Source organism: Vibrio navarrensis (genome assembly GCF_000764325.1).
GTDB classification, from domain to species: Bacteria; Pseudomonadota; Gammaproteobacteria; order Enterobacterales; family Vibrionaceae; genus Vibrio; species Vibrio navarrensis.
In genome coordinates this window covers 221,245-237,463 of the sequence record NZ_JMCG01000001.1, presented here as the reverse complement: position 1 = coordinate 237,463, position 16,219 = coordinate 221,245, and the positions used below count along the sequence as shown (strand labels likewise).

Below are 16,219 nucleotides of genomic sequence, written 5' to 3'. Positions count from 1 at the left end.
CCTCTAAAGAATAAAGCTCAATGTTGCAACGATAATAAAGGCGATACCACCAAGTAACGTTTCCATTACCGTCCAAGTTTTTAAAGTGGTTTTCTCGTCCATTTCCATCAAGCGGGAAACCAACCAGAAACCAGAGTCGTTAAAGTGAGACAGCACCGTCGCGCCGCCAGCAATGGCGATCACGATAAAGCACAGATCCAGTTCGCTCAAGCCTGTTGTTGCCGCGACCACAGGCGCAATCAGTGCCGCCGTCGTCGTTAGCGCCACGGTGGCCGAGCCCTGCGCGACGCGCAAGCAAGTGGAGATCACAAACGCGGCCACAATCACCGGCATGCCAGTATCGGTCAGCACGTTGGCCAACGCATCACCAATACCGCTGGCGCGCAACACACCGCCAAACATGCCACCCGCGCCTGTCACGAGGATCACACCACAAATCGGCGCGAGTGAATCGCCGCACAGCTTTTCCAGCTTCGCCATGCCGTAATCTTTGGCAAACACCAACAGACACACCACTAAGGTGATGAGCAGCGCCACGGGCGTTTTACCCAACATGCGTAAAAACGCCACCAATGGTGTTTTACCGTCGATAACACCCGCCACCGCTAAGGTGTTAAGCACCGTATCAAGACAGATGAGCAGCACCGGCAGCACCAGCAGCGTCATCACGGTAGCAAACTTGGGCATGTGCTTTTCGTCTAGGATGGTGTCGCTGTTGAAAAAGGCTTTTGACAGCGGAATGTCGAATTTTTTGCCAGCATATAGACCAAACAAGTAGGCACCAAGATACCAAGTCGGAATCGCGACCAAGATCCCAACCACCAACAACAGGCCGATGTTCGCGCCGAGAAACTCCGCCGCCGCCACTGGGCCCGGGTGCGGCGGCACAAACGCATGCATCACCGCAAATGCGCCCGCAGAGGGCAAGGCATATTTCAGCGGTGAGCCGCCAAAGCGTTTGGCCACACTGAAGATGATCGGCATCATCACCACAAGGCCAGCGTCAAAAAAGATCGGGAAACCAAACAACAGCGAAGCAACCCCCAACGCAAGCGGCGCACGCTCTTTGCCAAAGCGACCGATCATGGTGTCGGCCAGCACTTTCGCCCCGCCAGTCACTTCCAAAATTTTGCCAATCATGGCGCCAAGGCCAACAAGCAGCGCCACAGAGGCCAGTGTGCCGCCAAAGCCTCCCAGCATAGTGGGCACTACTTTGTCTGCCGTGACGCCAGTGGCGATGGCTGTCGCCAAACTGACGGTAATCAGAGAGACAAAAGCGTGCACTCTGAGTTTGATGATAAGGAGAAGCAAGGCGGCAATTGCCAGCGCTGCAACGGTTAAAAGATACGTAGGATCAGGGGTTTGGGCTAGCTGTTCCATAGGTTCACCTTTACGAATTATAGTTTGTGTTGTGGTTCACATTTATTGAAGTTACCGGTAACATGTTACCGATAACATGAATAAGATAAACCCATATTTCCAAGTGAATTTCAATTTTGAGATCACGCGCAAGTTTAGTTATGAGGGCAAATTATGGCGGGTAGTAGTGTCATTGTGATGGGTGTCTGCGCGAGCGGTAAAACCACCATTGGTGAGTTTTTGGCGAAAAAACTGGGGCGTAAATTCATTGACGGCGACGATCTTCATCCTCGCGCTAACATTCAGAAAATGGCCTCTGGTCAGCCGCTGAATGACGATGACCGCACACCATGGCTGGAGCGCATTCGCGATGCGGCCTACAGCTTAGAGAGCAAAAATGAACACGGCGTGATTGTCTGCTCGGCGCTGAAAAAGTGTTACCGCGACCAGATCCGCGATGGCAACCGAAACGTGACGTTTCTGTTTCTCGACGGCGATAAGGCGCTGATTTTAGAACGCATGCGCCAGCGCCAAGGCCATTTTATGAAAGAGAACATGGTCAACAGCCAGTTTGCCACTTTAGAGCGCCCGGACGATGAGCCGCAAACCCTGATTGTTTCTATCGACGCGCCCATCGAACAGGTGGTGGAAGAAGCCGCCGCCGCATTGATCGCACAAAGCGAGGTCGCCTTATGACTCATCCTGTTATTCTTGCGGTCACCGAACGCCTCTCAAAGCGCAGCGCGCAAAGCCGTGCGGCATTTTTAGCCCGCACCGCGCAACAGGCGCAATATGGCAAAGCGCGCGCTCATCTATCTTGCGGCAATTTGGCTCACGCGGTCGCGGCGTCTTGCTCGGCCGAAAAGCAGAGTATTCTCAACTTCACCCACGCCAATATTGCCATCATCAACGCTTACAACGACATGTTGAGCGCGCATCAACCTTATCAATTCTATCCTGCGCAAATCAAAGCCGCGCTGGCTCCGTATGGCCACACGGCGCAAGTTGCGGGCGGCGTGCCTGCAATGTGCGATGGCGTGACCCAAGGCCAGCCGGGGATGGACTTGTCGCTCTTTTCACGCGATCTAATTGCGCAGGCCACAGCCCTCTCTTTGAGCCACAATGTGTTTGACGCCACCTTGCTGCTCGGCATTTGCGACAAAATTGCCCCCGGACAACTGATGGGCGCACTCGCTTACGCGCACTTGCCTACCGCGTTTGTACCAGCAGGGTTGATGGCAACGGGCATCAGCAACGAAGAGAAAGTCGATATTCGCCAGAAATACGCCGCGGGTGACGTGGGGAAAGAGGCGCTGCTCGATATGGAGTGTCGCGCCTATCACTCCGTCGGCACCTGCACCTTCTACGGCACCGCCAACACCAACCAGTTAGTGTTTGAGGCGATGGGTTTGATGCTGCCCGGCTCCGCCTTTGTCCACCCGCACAGCGCACTGCGCAAAGCGCTGACAGAACACGCCGCGCTGAAAATCGCCGCCATGACTTCGGGCTCTTCCCACTATCGCCCGCTGGCCGAGGTGGTGACGGAAAAAAGCCTTATCAACGGCATTGTCGCTCTGCTCGCTTCGGGCGGTAGCACCAACCACACCATTCATATGCTGGCGGTGGCGCGCGCTGCGGGTATTGAGCTGACGTGGCAGGACATCAGTGATTTGTCAGACGTGGTGCCGCTGCTAGCACGCGTATACCCCAACGGCCCCGCTGACATGAACGCCTTCCAACAAGCCGGTGGCGTGCCTGCACTGCTGCACCGCTTGAATGAAGCGGCTCTGCTGCATCGCGACGTGCAGCCAGTGTTTGGCGAGTTCGACGACCAAATGAGCTTACCAAGCCTCGTCGACGGTAAGCTTGTTTGGACACCATGTAAGGGTACATTCGATAGCCATGTGATCGCCGACAAATGCTGCGTTTTCCAGTCCACTGGCGGCACAAAAGTGCTGACTGGCAATTTGGGCCAAGCGGTGGTGAAAGTCTCTGCGGTGAAAGAAGATCAGCGGGTGATTGAAGCGCCAGCGCTGGTGTTCCAGTGCCAGCACGAGGTCGAAGCGGCTTATCAGCGCGGTGAGCTCAACCGAGATTGCATCGTGGTGGTGACACACAATGGCCCAGCCGCCAATGGCATGCCAGAGCTGCACAAGTTGATGCCGATCCTCGGCAATGTGCAAAAGGCGGGCTTTAAAGTGGCACTCGTCACCGATGGCCGTTTGTCTGGCGCGTCAGGCAAAATCCCATCAGCCATTCACGTCTCCCCAGAGGCGATTCGCGGCGGCACAATTGGCTTAGTGCGTAATGGTGATGTGATTCGTGTCGATTGCCAGACAGGCGAGTTAAACAACCTCAGCGACACCACAGGTCGCACGGCGATGAAGGTAGACAGCGAAGCGCAGCAGCAGACTTGGGGACGCCATCTGTTTCAGGTGATGCGCCAGCATGTCAGCAGCGCCGATCAAGGGGCGAGTTTTATCATCTGATCAACAAGGGCGCGTTCATCGCGCCCTTGGTTTTAATCACATCGACCGAGTTACACACTCTCGCCAGCGGTAATTTTGTAGCCCATATCCACCACGCTTTGCTCCGGCTGTTCTCCGCGCAAGCGCGCCAACAGCAGCTCGGCACTTTTCTCGCCGATCTGAAAACGAGGCGTATCGACACTGGTCAGCTTCGGGCTGATGGTTTGGCCAATATCGAGCGCATTATACCCAACCACCGCCAACTGCGCAGGCACGGCAATACCGCGCTGCTGAGCCACCAGCAGCGTGCCGATGGCAATGTCGTCGTTGGTACAAAACACCCCATCGAGCGTCGGCATAATGGCCAGCGCGCGTTGCAGCAACTCATCGGCGAGAGAAAAGCTGGAGTGATCACCAGTGAGAACGTGTTGCGGAGTCAAGCCCGCTTCGAGCATGGCGCGATCATAACCTTGCATGCGCAGCTTAGTGCGCGTGTCTAAACGCGCGCCAAAATAGGCGATGTGCCGCTTACCCGAGGCAATCATGCGCTTCACCACCTGATACGACGCCTCGATGTGATCCAACCCGACTGCCATATCAATCGGTTGGCTCGGCAGCTCCATGGTTTCCACCACAGGGATGCCAGCGTTTTTGATCATCTGCAAGGTGCGTTCGGTGTGGTGGCTCTCGGTCAAAATCAGCCCATCCACCTGATAAGAGAGCAGCGAAGCGATTTTGCGCTCTTCCTCTAACTCGTCATAGCTAAAGTGGGCCAACAGCGTCTCGTAGCCGTGCGCTTTGGTAACGGTTTCAATTCCTTGCACAAAGGAGGCAAAAATCTGGTTGGACAGGGATGGCAGCAGAATGCCAATCGCGCGGCTGGACGATTTGGACAGCATCGCTGGGGCGCGGTTTTCGATGTAACCGAGCTCCTCAATCACCGCGGCAATTTTCTCGCGGGTCTTTTCCGCGACCGACTGCGAATTGCGCAGATAGCGCGAAACGGTCATTTTGGTCACGCCCACTTGGTCGGCGACATCTTGCAACGTCGTGCGTGCTTTTTTGCTGCTGGGCGCGGCAGAGGTATGTTGAGGCATAAAACGCTTTTTGTCAGTAATGTTACGTGTAACATTATGACCCGTCTGCGGCACAGGCACAACCAGTCGACACGGCTAAAAGCCGACTAAGGTGATTTTACCTTGCGCCATTTGCTGCAACTGGCAGGAAAAATCGACCCGCTTGTCGGCTTCCTTGTTAAACAACACTTTGAGTTTATCGAACGCTTGTGGCGCAAAACTGACGCTTTTGAGCCGCAGACTTTTGCGCGTCAAGCTGTCGAGAAACGCTAACGAGGATTTATCCAGCACCCGCTGGCAGGTGTCGAGTATCACTTTGCTGACCATCTTTTTGTGCACCGCTTGGTTTAGTTGCTCGGGCGAAATATGCGGATTGGCCGACGCCAACACGCACACCGCGTAAATATCAAGCACGGCTACGGCGCGCGGTTTTTGCGTTTCCCCATCTTCGTAAATGGCGATCAGACACGGCACCTTGCTGTCATCAAACTGCTGCAAGCGAATATTGTTCAGTTCAATCTCGCTATGCACCACCTTTTTCAGCAGCTTTTCCAGTTGGCTGAGCTTGGGAAGCGCCGGCCGCTTTGGCCTGAGCGATTTGCGCCTCATCATCCACAGTGGTGATCATGGCGATTTTGATCTGCGGGTAGCGCTGCGACACCGTCTCCACCAGCGCCAAGCGCGTCATATCCGGCATGTGCCAGTCGGTCAGCACTATGTCTGGCTGCCATTGCTCGATCGTCTCCAGCGCTTGTGTCGCGCTGTTGGTCTTTTCAATCGACAAGCGACGATAACCAAAACTTTGCAGCGCTTTGCGCACAATTTCTAACGTTGCCCTGCTGTCATCGACTATCAGTATCTTCACCTTACCACCAGCTCCACTGCGAAAACTGTTTAAATTATAGGCACAAAAATCGCTAGCATCTAAACTTAGCCATACCACTAGTCATAAAGTTGATTGTCTATGTCTTTGGAATTGCTGCTAAATGAACTTGGCCCTGATCTGCTGATGACCCTCGCCATCAATCTCGGCTTGCTGATCTTGCTGCTGTGGTTTGTCATTCTCTGGCTGATGCTGCGCGAGTTTCGCCAAGCGCTTGGCTCCTCAGCCAAGGGTGGCGCACTCAGTCAATCGGCTCAAGCGCTATGCGAAGAGTCGGTCAATCACGCGCTCAACTACAGCAATGAAAACCGCGAAACCTTAAATGCGCTGGTGCAAATCCAACAGGCTTTGGAACAACAGGTCGCTGAGATCCGCGCCGCAAGCAGCGGCCACAGCCGTGAAGAGCAAGCGTCAATTGAGCTGCTCAATCAGAAACTGTCCAAATCGCACCAACTCATTCGCAAGCTGAAAGGCGATCTGGATAAAAGTACCCGCGGGCTACGTAAAGCCAAAAATATCCTGCTGGAGCAGAATGATACCGTCGCCGGGCTACGCCAGCAGAAAGAAGCGATCGAAAAGCAGTTTGAGCAGCTTGAGCGTGAATACATCATGATCAGCGAAAGCGGCGGATTTCAGGACATAGAGCAGAACTTTGCCAAAGAGAAAGAGCAACTTTTGGCCACCATTGAAAACTATAAGCGCCAGTTAGCCAGCCAGACGGCTTCAGCGCCGCAAGCATCGGAGCTGAATGAGCTCAGGCAGCAATTGGCCGCCAGCCAAAAACAGTTGCTGCATTTAGGGCGAGAGAAAGCTTTTATCGAGAAGAAGTATTTGGAGCTCAGCGCTTCTCAGTCGTCGGAGGCCAATTAAGCGCCAAACTTGCCACAACTGGCTATCAATGCCATCATCATTAAATTTGAATGAGGCGTTAAAGCATCAGCTTCAAACGACCTTATTTGAAGTCCTTGAAGCTAGAAAAGCAAAGCAGAATTAATTGATGATGATGAGCAAAATTTTGCTCATCATCACTTATTTAAGGTGGAATATGTTAAATAAAGATTTTATAGAGGTAATTGCAAAACTGGAGATCCCTAACCAGACATACAGACGTGTAGGTTCTGTTTTGGGGATTAGCCTGACTAAAGTAAATGCTATTTATAATAATCCGTTAGATGAAGCGCAACCATTTTATGTGCGTGGCGCAGAAAACTTGTTAGCATTGGATAAAGATAGTAGACAGTATTTAATGTCTAAGCGTCTCAACAGCAAGTCTACAAGAACGCACACGGCGAAAATCTGTTTCGAGCTTATGGAAATCTTACAATGTAAGCATTCACAATTAGTCCATATTTGCAATTGGAATCGAAGATCAGTAATGCTAACGCTCCAGAATAACAAACTACAAAAATACATAGCTTATAGCCTTGAATGTTTGAAGTTTATGCCAAAAGAGAAGTTGGACAACTATCTGCAGCAGCTAGGTATAAAAAGGATGGAAAAGTCTGACTGGAAAAAATATAGCGATGGATTAAAAGAGAAACTAAATAAGGATTGAAATTATGGCGCTTGTTAGAGCTATTGGGATGATTAGTTTGGTAACCTTATTGTCTGCCTGTGGTGGTGGAGGTGGCAGTGGTAGCACCAGTACAGATGCCGCACCTATTTTAGAGATGAGACCTGTCGGTGAATTGTCTATCGTGGAAGGGCAAGTAACCCGCTTTAATCTTGGAGTGAACTATACCGGAAAAGAGGACCTACGATATTCTTTAAAGGGACTGAGTACTAGTGACACGTTTGAATGGACTGTTGAAGATGGATATATAGTGTTCAATCGTGTCATCTTAAATGGGGATGAGACAACAGCAAAACTAACAATTGGAGTTGCAGATTCTCGGGTTGAAAGTGCGGTCACTGTCGATGCTTCAATTACAAACACGTCCGGTATAAAACTAAAGAAGCAAATTGCTCTACTACAAGCAAATGGTCAAGATGCATTGTCAATGGATGAATTGCAGACAATTGAGCACTACTATACAAAGGTGAACTCAATTATGGGAGTTTCCGTTACAAGCGTTTCGCACATGGACAGTAGAAATATTCCTACAATCAGAGATATTCAGCTAGACATTGAAGCGTTAACTATGCCTCTGGAGCAATACAAAAATGGTTTGTTAGATGAAAGTGAACTAGCAAATGCCTATCAAAAAGTTGTCGATAGTTTAAATAAAAGAGCTTCCGCAGAGCTCAGTGTGATTAATCAATTGGCAGAAGCGAATAGCAGACTGCAGTCTATACCTAATGCTGAATTCACGAGTGATGGCGAAGTTTTCTCATATATCTTCGGTGTTGAAGAATTAGGCGGGTACAGTAATGGTGAATGGCAGTACAGTTCGTCTTATGAATTCTTAGGACAAATGTTGAACTGTGCCAGTAGCCAGAAGGTTGCATCTAGAAATCTTGTAAGTGAATGCACTGTAAAAGGATAAAAAGAATGAAAATTAAACCTAGCATACTTGCAATTGCTTCTTGGGCTTCCCTTGTTGGGACCTTTTGTTATGCAGAACCGAACTCAATCGACTATGCAAATCCCCAACTTGCTGAAAAACCAAAAGCTTCTATCTCAAACCTCGGGTCTGTCAGTACAGTTCCAGATGAATACTACTCAGCTCAATATGAAAACATCTGGCGATCTCAGGATGTTAGTTTTAGTGGGGCAAATGGTATTGCAGGTATCTATGATAGTATCAAACCAATATCTAATGTTCGTATTGGTATTGTTGACTCACAGTTTGTTGAGACGCCGGATTTGACCTTTAGCGAAGGTTACAGCTTCATTGCAGGTCATGACAGTCCGAATTATTTGGTCCCGAGTGAACATCAAGTTACTTCATGTGGTTATGGGCATGGTACTGCAGTGGCAAGTTTGATCGGAGCTAAATCTGATGACTACGGTATTCGAGGTATTGTAAAGGGAGCTGAGTTGATTGCAGCGAACATTGCTCGTTGTGATGTCAACTCAGGAGCTATAGCACAAGATGACGTCGCCAGAGCAATTCGCTGGCTCGCTGGTGACGCAACAATCACTGGCTCGAAAATTAGCGCACCCGTAGATGTCATAAATTTGTCCATCGCATCGAATGATTCATGTCATGGCGATCTTAAAGATGCAATAGATTTTGCGTTGAAAGAAGGAATTACAGTTGTAGCCGGAGCGGCTAATGACAACAAGGATGCGGAGTTCTATGCTCCAGCAAACTGCGTTGGGGTAATTACAGTTGGTGGAAATACAATCGATGGCTTTAAGTCTTGGTTTTCTAACTATGGCGCACTAATAGAAATTACCGCTAGGGCAGATAGAGTTGTTTCTGCTAGTAGTGTTGATGAAAACGACGATGGACAGTTCGACATTAGAGAGTGGCAGGGAACCTCTTTTGCCACACCGTTAGTTACCGGTGTCGTGGCACTACTAAAGCAAGAGAATCCGGCGCTTACTCCATCAGAAATATCGATGTTACTCGGCGTGAGTGCAGGAAAATTCACACCACATTTGGAGTTTTCGGACAAAGATTCTGAATTGTATCCTAAATCGTCATGTGATAACGGTGTGTGTGGTTATGGTATCCTGAATGCAGCTAAGGCGGTAGCTGTCGCACGAGAGTATGCTAAAAGCACTGCGTTTAAGCTAGAACATGGTCTGGAGCGTGAATGCGATATTGGCTTTTACATCAATGCCGTAGGAGATAAAGCTACGGTTTGTGAGTTGTATGAGCTCAATGTAGCTAAAGGAAACAATACTGATATCAAAAACTCATTCATCGAAGTGTACAGCTATTCAAATGGTGCTCCAAATGTACAGCATGCCACTCTGGTTTCCGAGTCAACAGGTTTGAGCACTCTACTTAAAACACAGATCCAATCAGGACTAAACTATGGATATCGTTTGTGTGAGACAGTGTTGGAATATCAAAATCACTATGAACCTGTAAGGGTAAAGAAATGTGTTACTGAAACTCTCATCCCTATTTCGTCTGATCAGATACGAGTGCCAATAGGGTGTGAATAGCGTCACATATAAAGGGGCCGTACTGGCCCTTTTATGTTTGATTGAAATATGAGCACAGTAAAGCTATGATTAACTTGTATTTTATTTCAAAATGGCATTTGGCGGATTCATGAATAATGTAAGAAACAAATCTATCAGTATTGGAGTTGCTTCAATATTTCTTATTCCTATAGTAGTCAGTGACTATGGATATGCAGGAGTGAAGCAACCTTTTAATCCAGCCCAGTATGACAAGGTGATTACCGCACCAAATGATAAGACAGAGTTCATATCTATAGGACATGATGACTCCATGGGGGCTAGAGCTTGATAGCATCAGCGCACCAGCGTTACCCCCAACACCAGTAGATCCAGGGAAAGTCGAATATGCGAATACAATCTCATAAATAAGAAAAATATCACATATATTACAAATTTCTTATAGAATTGCGGCGAATTAAACAAGAATTAGAAACGTACAGTGCAGTTAGGTTCCAGTACCACGCAGGTTTTCTATCACCTGCTGGATCTCGATGACAATCAGAAACAAGACTTTCTTCAAAAGCTCAAACAGAGTTCGCTTGAGTTGTATCAGAGCGTCATGCCTTTGCTCGAAGCCGACGGACAAGAGCCCTTCACGCAATTGCTGGGGTTTCACGCTCAACAAGCAACCCACGCAACGCTGGATCTCTCCGGTCACCTGATCGACAAATACCAGCTCACTCACGAGCTCGGTCGTGGCGGAATGGGGGTAGTGTACGCGGCGTATCGCGCCGATCAAACCTTCGAGCAGCAACTGGCGATCAAGTTCATTCAACCGACCTTAAGCAACATTTTGGGCACTCGGGCGCTGTTTGATGAAGCGCAGCTTTTGGCGCGACTCAATCACCCGTGCATCGCTAAGGTGTTTGACGGCGGCATGCATCAGGATTCGGTTTACATCGTGATGGAACGGGTCGAAGGGGTGACGCTTGAGCGCTTTTTGCAGCAACACTCGCTTAGTAAGGCGCAAAAACTGACCCTGTTTCGCCACATCTGCCAAGCCATTGAGCATGCCCATCAAAATCAGGTCCTGCACGCCGATTTAAAGCCGGAAAACATTCTCATCGATAAAGATCAGCGACCTAAACTGCTCGATTTTAACTTAACGCAAAAAGTGTATCCTCCGGCCTGCGGCGAAGGTCAGCTTGGCCTGCTCGCCTACAGCGAACACTATGCCAGCCCAGAGCAGAAAGCGGGCGCGTATCTCACCCAGCAAAGCGACCTCTATTCGCTGGGCAAAATTTTGCAGCTGCTTTTCCCCGCGCAGCCCAAGCACTCGGATCTTCGTTTGATTGGCGACAAAGCGACCGCGCAGCGCACCGCAGAGCGCTATCTCAGCGTCAGCGAGCTGCGCCACGACATCGAAAATGTGCTGGCGTGCCGCCCCATTTCGCTCAAACTGCATAACCCTTTTTACACCACGCGCCGCCTGTTGCAGCGCCGCCCTATCCCTTCGCTGTTAATCATCTTGCTGCTGATTTCGGGGGTTAGCTTCACTAGCACCTTGATGGCGAAAAATCGTCAATTGCATCAAGAAAAATTGATCGCTGAAGAGATGATGTACGAGGTGACCAGTTTGATGTTTCACAGCAAGGGCAACGACGCGACGGAGCTGTCGGTCAACGCCATGCTGGAGATGACGCGGCGACGGATTCTCTCCAACCCGGAGATCCCCAAACACATCAAACAGAAGATGCTGCTGGCGATGCTCACTCCGGTGCCGCAAAAACAGAGTGTTGACGCCACCCGCACTGAAACTCAGAAATAAGTAGTACTATGAAACGGATTTTTTCTTTCACTCTGCTGTATTTGGGCAGCCTTATGGCCCACGCCACGTCGCCCAAAACGGGCTATTTTATCGATGCGCCCGTCACCGGGCTCTATTACAAAACCAGCTCGAATTTGAGCGGTTTAACCCACAAAGGGGCATTTCAATACCAGCCCGGCGATGTGGTGAGTTTTTTCCTCGCTCCCAATGAGCAAGGCTACCTGCTCACCACTCTTTCTGCTCAGGAAGTGATTACGCCAACGCTGGCTAGCACCAAACCGAGCCGCAGCATCAACCTCACGCGCCTGTTGTTGTCACTCGACAGCACGCCGGAAAATCGCGATGAGATTGTGCTGGTCAGTAGCGTGCTCTCCAACCCTCAATTTCAGCAGCAGTTGCAGCGCATCGATCTCAATTTTCTCGACCACAGCGCCGAGCTTTTGGACTTGCCACTGGTGTCGGTCAAAGAGGCGGTGGCGCACCTAAACCAGAGCCAGCGCTACATTGAGCGGCATTTTATCTCTGACGAGGTGATTTTTTCGCCGCTCAATACCCGTCTGAGCAACATCATGATCAAGAAGAAAGATTGGCGCGGACGCGCTTGCGCTCTGGATGTGCGCCATCTCGAACGGCCAGACTACCGCACGCCGATCGGCGAAATGAGCTTTGAAATCACCGCAGAGAGCCTGATCCAATACCCAAGCCTTGGTGACTATTTCAATGGCTGCTTTTTAGACCGAACCCAGCCGTACGCGCAGAAAACGGTTGAGCCGCTGAGCGATTTTGCCCGCTGGCAAGGGGTGGTTGGCTGCGCGGCCAAAGGCTGCACTCGCAACGATCTCAATGGCTTTTCTTTGGACGATTTCGACGACGAAGGGGATTGGAAATATCGCTCCGTGGCGCTCAACTTCGATCCGCAAACCCAACTGATCCTCGGTAAAGTGCAAGGCATGGGGCGTAGCGAACGCGTCCCGCACGCCAATCGCAGCGAAATGATCTGGTTTACCTATCCAGAATCGCTTGGCAACCGCATTGCTTACCAAGGGGTGTGGAAAGAGACCGTCTACCAAGAGAGTGATATCAGCGAGCGCTGCCTGCTGGTCGAGCAGAGTAAGGTGTTTTCAGGGCCAAGTAGCGTTGAGCACTGCCCGACAACGCGGCGCAGTTACCCGCAAGAGGTCAGCGCGCAATACGCCGACATGTGGTGGCTCAAAAACCCTAGTGGCTACGCGCAACTGGCGCAGATGAACATTATGGTGCGCTGGTTTCCCACCGAGTACCCGGCGCAGTACACCACTTGGGAGTATCTGCCCGCCGGTCGAGGGTGGGATCAAGGGATTTTGTACCGTTACCAGCAGCAAGTTTCCCCACAACGAGACGGCTCCGACCGGATCGATACCTTTCGCATCTCTGAATTTGTTAAAGTCGCAGGAGAAGCTTCATGAAGGCAGCAAGCTCACAACTTACTCAAATTATCCGCCAGTGGCAGGCGGGCGATAAGCAGGCCGAAAGTCAGCTCTATCAGTTTGCCTATTTGCAGTTGCGCCACATTGCCCAGCAAGAGCGCGAGCGCAGTGCAGAAAAATATGGCACAGAGAACCAAGTGCTGGCCGACAGCGTCAACAGTACCACCGCTTTAATTCACGATGCCTATTTGAAAATGTCGAACAGCGATCTGAGTGAGATCACCAGCAAGCGGGCATTTTTCCTCATGGCCGCCAAAGTGATGCGGCAGATCTTGATCGACAACGCACGCGCGCTACAGGCGCAGAAACGTCAGCAAGTGACGCAATTGCCGCACGAACAGGATGAAAAAATCGAGCAGTTGATCATCATGGACAAGGTACTGGACAACTTCAGCATCCGTTACCCGCGTCAGTCCAACGCACTTAAACTCAAATACCTGATGGGGATGAAAAACGAGGAGATCAGCGAACTGCTCGAGTGCAGCGCCAGCTTGATTGAAAAAGACCTCAAATTCTCCCGTTGCTGGCTGCAATCAAGGATGGCGTAAGGTGATGCGAGCTAAAGCGATTTTCACTGCTGCCGCGTCGCTCGTCGCGCTGGCACTCTGGCACTTGCTCACCCCAAGCCAAGCGCCATCGCCAGCAGAAACGAAGTTACTCGCGCAAGCCGCTGACCCCCGCTCTGTGGCAAGTAAGGTAAGCCCGCCTGGTAACAAGGTCGGCCCTACGGCGCCCGCCCCAGTACCACCGCCAGCTCCGATCGCCGACCCCATTGAACCGAAACCGCCCACCACGGCGCAACAAGAGCAGCTTCCACAGGAAGAGGAAGCGAAGGAGCAAGTCGAGCTAACCTTGAGCGCGACACAGACTCTCGCCTCCACTGGCGAGGGCAATAAAGGCGTGGGCCAGAATCGTCCACCCGAAATCATTACCACTGTGCAGCAGGCGCTGCAAAGTCAGATAGCAGGCTGGGATCTCGACCAAGGCGCACCGCTGCGCTATACCTTGGCGATTGACGGGCTGTTTCGTGATCCTGACGACGATGCACTGAGTACCCGAGTGCAGATCAACGTTCCCGGATTAAAGCTCAGTGCAACCAGCCCATTGACGATCGTCGGCAGCCCAAGCCAAGCGGTGAAGTCACCACAACTGCTGATTTCGGCGCGCGATGATCACCACGGAATGGCTGACGATGCTTGGGTAACGGCGCGCTTTGATCTGCCTGCGATTGGCGAAACGGGTCACGCCTTTACTCATCCCTTGATTGGGCAAACGTTCTATCGCCTCGTCGCTAGCCAGAACTTTGCTGGCACGCGCTACCCGTACGAAGTGATCTACTGCGAAGCGTGGAAGCTGGTCAATCATCAGGTCTACTTTGCCGCAGCCAACCAGCGGCGCGCGTGTCCCGATGATGATTCACTGCGCCTAATTGGCGAATTTGAACAGCAAGATGAGACGCTGATCCTCACCAGCAGCCTGTCGGCTTTTGATGCTCAGCAAACTTGGCTGCTGCGCAAGAGTTACCCCTCCAACATCAAGGCAGGTCTGACCAATCACCTCATCACAGTGCAAGACGGCAACCGCTACCACACTTACACCATGCTGACTGACAAGCAAGCGATGGAACAGCGACTAAACGTGCATACCGGGCAAACGCTCTATCAAATGCAGTTTTTTGACTATCTGTTTATTGATGACCTATCTATTGATGACCGGTTTACCGCTGGCCAGACTAACGACCGTGAGCCAAATTACGTTGCGGCGAAAGTCGGCAACTACATTTTTGAACGCCAAGCGACCGACCCCAGCAACTACCAGCGGTTTGATTCCGACCTAAACATCCACCCTGTCAGTGGCAGCTTTGATTGTTCAATCTTGCTGCCCTATTTTGACCTGTCCGTCGTCGCTGGACGCGGTGACTACGAAGATATTGTCTCTTACAGCTACAACATCGAGGGCGTGGCCGAGGTGGCCTGCTTTGCTTTTCCTTCGGGCGCAGGGAAAAGATCGCTGGCGATCAATCACGATTACCGTGATGACAACGATTTTATTGAGGGAGAAATCTACAGCTATATTCTCCGCCCCAAAGCGCAGTACGCGCACCTGCTGGAAGAGTTAAAAATCAATCTGATTTATCACCATCCCATCAAGCCTTAACGCTGGGTTAGAAGTTCCATAACGCCTGAATGCCAGTGCTCAAGGTCCAAGTGTCCGCATCCGGTAGCCAAGCTTGGCGCGGCTGCGGCACGCCCTGAGCATCTTTGATCATGACGTTTTGCGGATCTGACTCAAAGCGCTTCTCGTAGCCCATCATCACGTACCAGGCGAGCGATAGGCCCGGCATAACTCGGTAACTGAGTGAGGCTTCCGCCGAGGTACGAAAACCAAAATCATCAAACTGAACATTGGCAAAACGGGTGTTTTCCGTCACGCTCCACACAGGGATGCCCGCAGTCCAACGGCCGCTCACCCTCCAAGGGCTCGCACCGTAGAGATGGCCGCTGTCATAGGCGATACCGGCGTCTAAAAAGATGTCGGTCGATTTCTCTTCCCAAGTGCTGTCTTCACTAAACACCGGATTCACATAGCCATTTTCTCCGCGCAGCGCAAAACGCTTGTAGGTTTGATAGCTAAACGCAGGTCCCGCCACCAAGCGCCAATCGTCCTGCCATTTGTAATGCAACAAAACCGTGGTTGAAGCCTTGGTGTACTCAAACTGGTTGGTTTGCATCAACTGACCGCCTTGATGCCACTCTTCATCGGCAGAGGAGGGAGAAAACGTCGCCAGAGCATCAATGGAAAAATCAAACTGATCATTAATGCGATACAAACCACCGGAATTGAGCACCAGATTGGTGGCGGTCACCTCTGACTGAGTCGCCGGGAAGTTTTCCTGATAGGTGATATTTTCCAAACCAAAGGTGAAGTAAGAGTAACCAAACTTGGTCTCCTGCGGCGCTTCTTGCGCAACCACCGAACCACTCAATACCACCAGCCAAGCTAACTGTTTCATTTACCCGTCCCTTTTCTTCGAATTGAGGGGCTGATGGTAGCGAGCTGAGCAGGTTTTCCAAGCCAACTAATGATAAAAAAATCAAAATATATTTTACGGTTT

General features: G+C 50.9%; 14 protein-coding genes and 1 pseudogene. 11 read left to right on the top strand and 4 right to left on the bottom strand.

Annotated features, from left to right (window positions below):
- Positions 1 to 3: 3 nt before the first annotated feature.
- Entirely contained in the window at positions 4 to 1,380 is a 1,377-nt protein-coding gene (locus EA26_RS01135; RefSeq protein WP_039422541.1) for a GntP family permease, read from the bottom strand.
- A 153-nt stretch (positions 1,381 to 1,533) separates the two neighbouring features.
- Here EA26_RS01135 and EA26_RS01130 point away from each other — a divergent pair, with 153 nt between their 5' ends.
- On the top strand, positions 1,534 to 2,055 hold the full coding sequence (locus EA26_RS01130) for a gluconokinase (protein ID WP_039422538.1): 522 nt from the start codon (positions 1,534 to 1,536) through the stop codon (positions 2,053 to 2,055).
- A complete protein-coding gene (edd, locus tag EA26_RS01125; RefSeq protein ID WP_039422536.1) occupies positions 2,052 to 3,848 on the top strand; it encodes a phosphogluconate dehydratase in 1,797 nt (598 codons plus the stop codon). The genes EA26_RS01130 and edd overlap by 4 nt, the downstream gene beginning before the upstream one ends.
- Before the next feature lie 50 nt (positions 3,849 to 3,898).
- On the opposite strand, the gene EA26_RS01120 is transcribed toward edd, so the two are convergent.
- Together EA26_RS01120 and EA26_RS01115 are read right to left on the bottom strand one after the other, a co-directional pair.
- Complete coding sequence (locus tag EA26_RS01120; RefSeq protein WP_039422533.1) at positions 3,899 to 4,924, bottom strand: substrate-binding domain-containing protein; 1,026 nt, start codon at positions 4,922 to 4,924, stop codon at positions 3,899 to 3,901.
- A 75-nt stretch (positions 4,925 to 4,999) separates the two neighbouring features.
- Positions 5,000 to 5,768, bottom strand: a pseudogene (locus EA26_RS01115) (response regulator).
- Positions 5,769 to 5,867: 99 nt separating this feature from the next.
- On the opposite strand from EA26_RS01115, the gene EA26_RS01110 reads away from it, so the two are divergent.
- The 9 genes from EA26_RS01110 (at position 5,868) to EA26_RS01070 (ending at position 15,261) form a co-directional block, all read left to right on the top strand.
- Positions 5,868 to 6,656, top strand: coding sequence for a hypothetical protein (locus tag EA26_RS01110; protein WP_039422530.1), 789 nt, complete (start codon positions 5,868 to 5,870; stop codon positions 6,654 to 6,656).
- Between the two features lie 175 nt (positions 6,657 to 6,831).
- Positions 6,832 to 7,341 carry a hypothetical protein gene (locus tag EA26_RS01105; RefSeq protein ID WP_152593641.1) on the top strand — a complete coding sequence of 170 codons (510 nt, stop codon included), beginning with the start codon at positions 6,832 to 6,834 and terminating at the stop codon, positions 7,339 to 7,341.
- Positions 7,342 to 7,345: 4 nt separating this feature from the next.
- Complete coding sequence (locus tag EA26_RS01100; RefSeq protein WP_039422525.1) at positions 7,346 to 8,272, top strand: hypothetical protein; 927 nt, start codon at positions 7,346 to 7,348, stop codon at positions 8,270 to 8,272.
- A 5-nt stretch (positions 8,273 to 8,277) separates the two neighbouring features.
- Positions 8,278 to 9,849 (top strand): S8 family peptidase, encoded by a 1,572-nt coding sequence (locus EA26_RS01095; protein WP_039422523.1) that lies wholly within the window; start codon positions 8,278 to 8,280, stop codon positions 9,847 to 9,849.
- Positions 9,850 to 9,958: 109 nt separating this feature from the next.
- Positions 9,959 to 10,159, top strand: coding sequence for a hypothetical protein (locus EA26_RS01090; RefSeq protein WP_039422521.1), 201 nt, complete (start codon positions 9,959 to 9,961; stop codon positions 10,157 to 10,159).
- 150 nt (positions 10,160 to 10,309) lie between these two features.
- Complete coding sequence (locus EA26_RS01085; RefSeq protein WP_039422519.1) at positions 10,310 to 11,638, top strand: serine/threonine-protein kinase; 1,329 nt, start codon at positions 10,310 to 10,312, stop codon at positions 11,636 to 11,638.
- A gap of 8 nt (positions 11,639 to 11,646) precedes the next feature.
- A complete protein-coding gene (locus tag EA26_RS01080; RefSeq protein WP_039422516.1) occupies positions 11,647 to 13,083 on the top strand; it encodes a hypothetical protein in 1,437 nt (478 codons plus the stop codon).
- A complete protein-coding gene (locus EA26_RS01075) occupies positions 13,080 to 13,652 on the top strand; it encodes an ECF-type sigma factor (RefSeq protein ID WP_039422514.1) in 573 nt (190 codons plus the stop codon). The genes EA26_RS01080 and EA26_RS01075 overlap by 4 nt, the downstream gene beginning before the upstream one ends.
- 4 nt (positions 13,653 to 13,656) lie before the next feature.
- Positions 13,657 to 15,261 carry a hypothetical protein gene (locus EA26_RS01070; protein ID WP_052079782.1) on the top strand — a complete coding sequence of 535 codons (1,605 nt, stop codon included), beginning with the start codon at positions 13,657 to 13,659 and terminating at the stop codon, positions 15,259 to 15,261.
- A 7-nt stretch (positions 15,262 to 15,268) separates the two neighbouring features.
- On the opposite strand, the gene EA26_RS01065 is transcribed toward EA26_RS01070, so the two are convergent.
- A complete protein-coding gene (locus EA26_RS01065) occupies positions 15,269 to 16,117 on the bottom strand; it encodes an outer membrane beta-barrel protein (protein WP_039422512.1) in 849 nt (282 codons plus the stop codon).
- Positions 16,118 to 16,219 lie beyond the last annotated feature (102 nt).

Coding starts and splice junctions, on each gene's coding strand:
- EA26_RS01135 (WP_039422541.1), bottom strand. CDS start 1,380: ATGGAACAGCTAGCCCAAACCCCTGATCCTACGTATCTTTTAACCGTT.
- EA26_RS01130 (WP_039422538.1), top strand. CDS start 1,534: ATGGCGGGTAGTAGTGTCATTGTGATGGGTGTCTGCGCGAGCGGTAAA.
- edd (WP_039422536.1), top strand. CDS start 2,052: ATGACTCATCCTGTTATTCTTGCGGTCACCGAACGCCTCTCAAAGCGC.
- EA26_RS01120 (WP_039422533.1), bottom strand. CDS start 4,924: ATGCCTCAACATACCTCTGCCGCGCCCAGCAGCAAAAAAGCACGCACG.
- EA26_RS01110 (WP_039422530.1), top strand. CDS start 5,868: ATGTCTTTGGAATTGCTGCTAAATGAACTTGGCCCTGATCTGCTGATG.
- EA26_RS01105 (WP_152593641.1), top strand. CDS start 6,832: ATGTTAAATAAAGATTTTATAGAGGTAATTGCAAAACTGGAGATCCCT.
- EA26_RS01100 (WP_039422525.1), top strand. CDS start 7,346: ATGGCGCTTGTTAGAGCTATTGGGATGATTAGTTTGGTAACCTTATTG.
- EA26_RS01095 (WP_039422523.1), top strand. CDS start 8,278: ATGAAAATTAAACCTAGCATACTTGCAATTGCTTCTTGGGCTTCCCTT.
- EA26_RS01090 (WP_039422521.1), top strand. CDS start 9,959: ATGAATAATGTAAGAAACAAATCTATCAGTATTGGAGTTGCTTCAATA.
- EA26_RS01080 (WP_039422516.1), top strand. CDS start 11,647: ATGAAACGGATTTTTTCTTTCACTCTGCTGTATTTGGGCAGCCTTATG.
- EA26_RS01075 (WP_039422514.1), top strand. CDS start 13,080: ATGAAGGCAGCAAGCTCACAACTTACTCAAATTATCCGCCAGTGGCAG.
- EA26_RS01070 (WP_052079782.1), top strand. CDS start 13,657: ATGCGAGCTAAAGCGATTTTCACTGCTGCCGCGTCGCTCGTCGCGCTG.
- EA26_RS01065 (WP_039422512.1), bottom strand. CDS start 16,117: ATGAAACAGTTAGCTTGGCTGGTGGTATTGAGTGGTTCGGTGGTTGCG.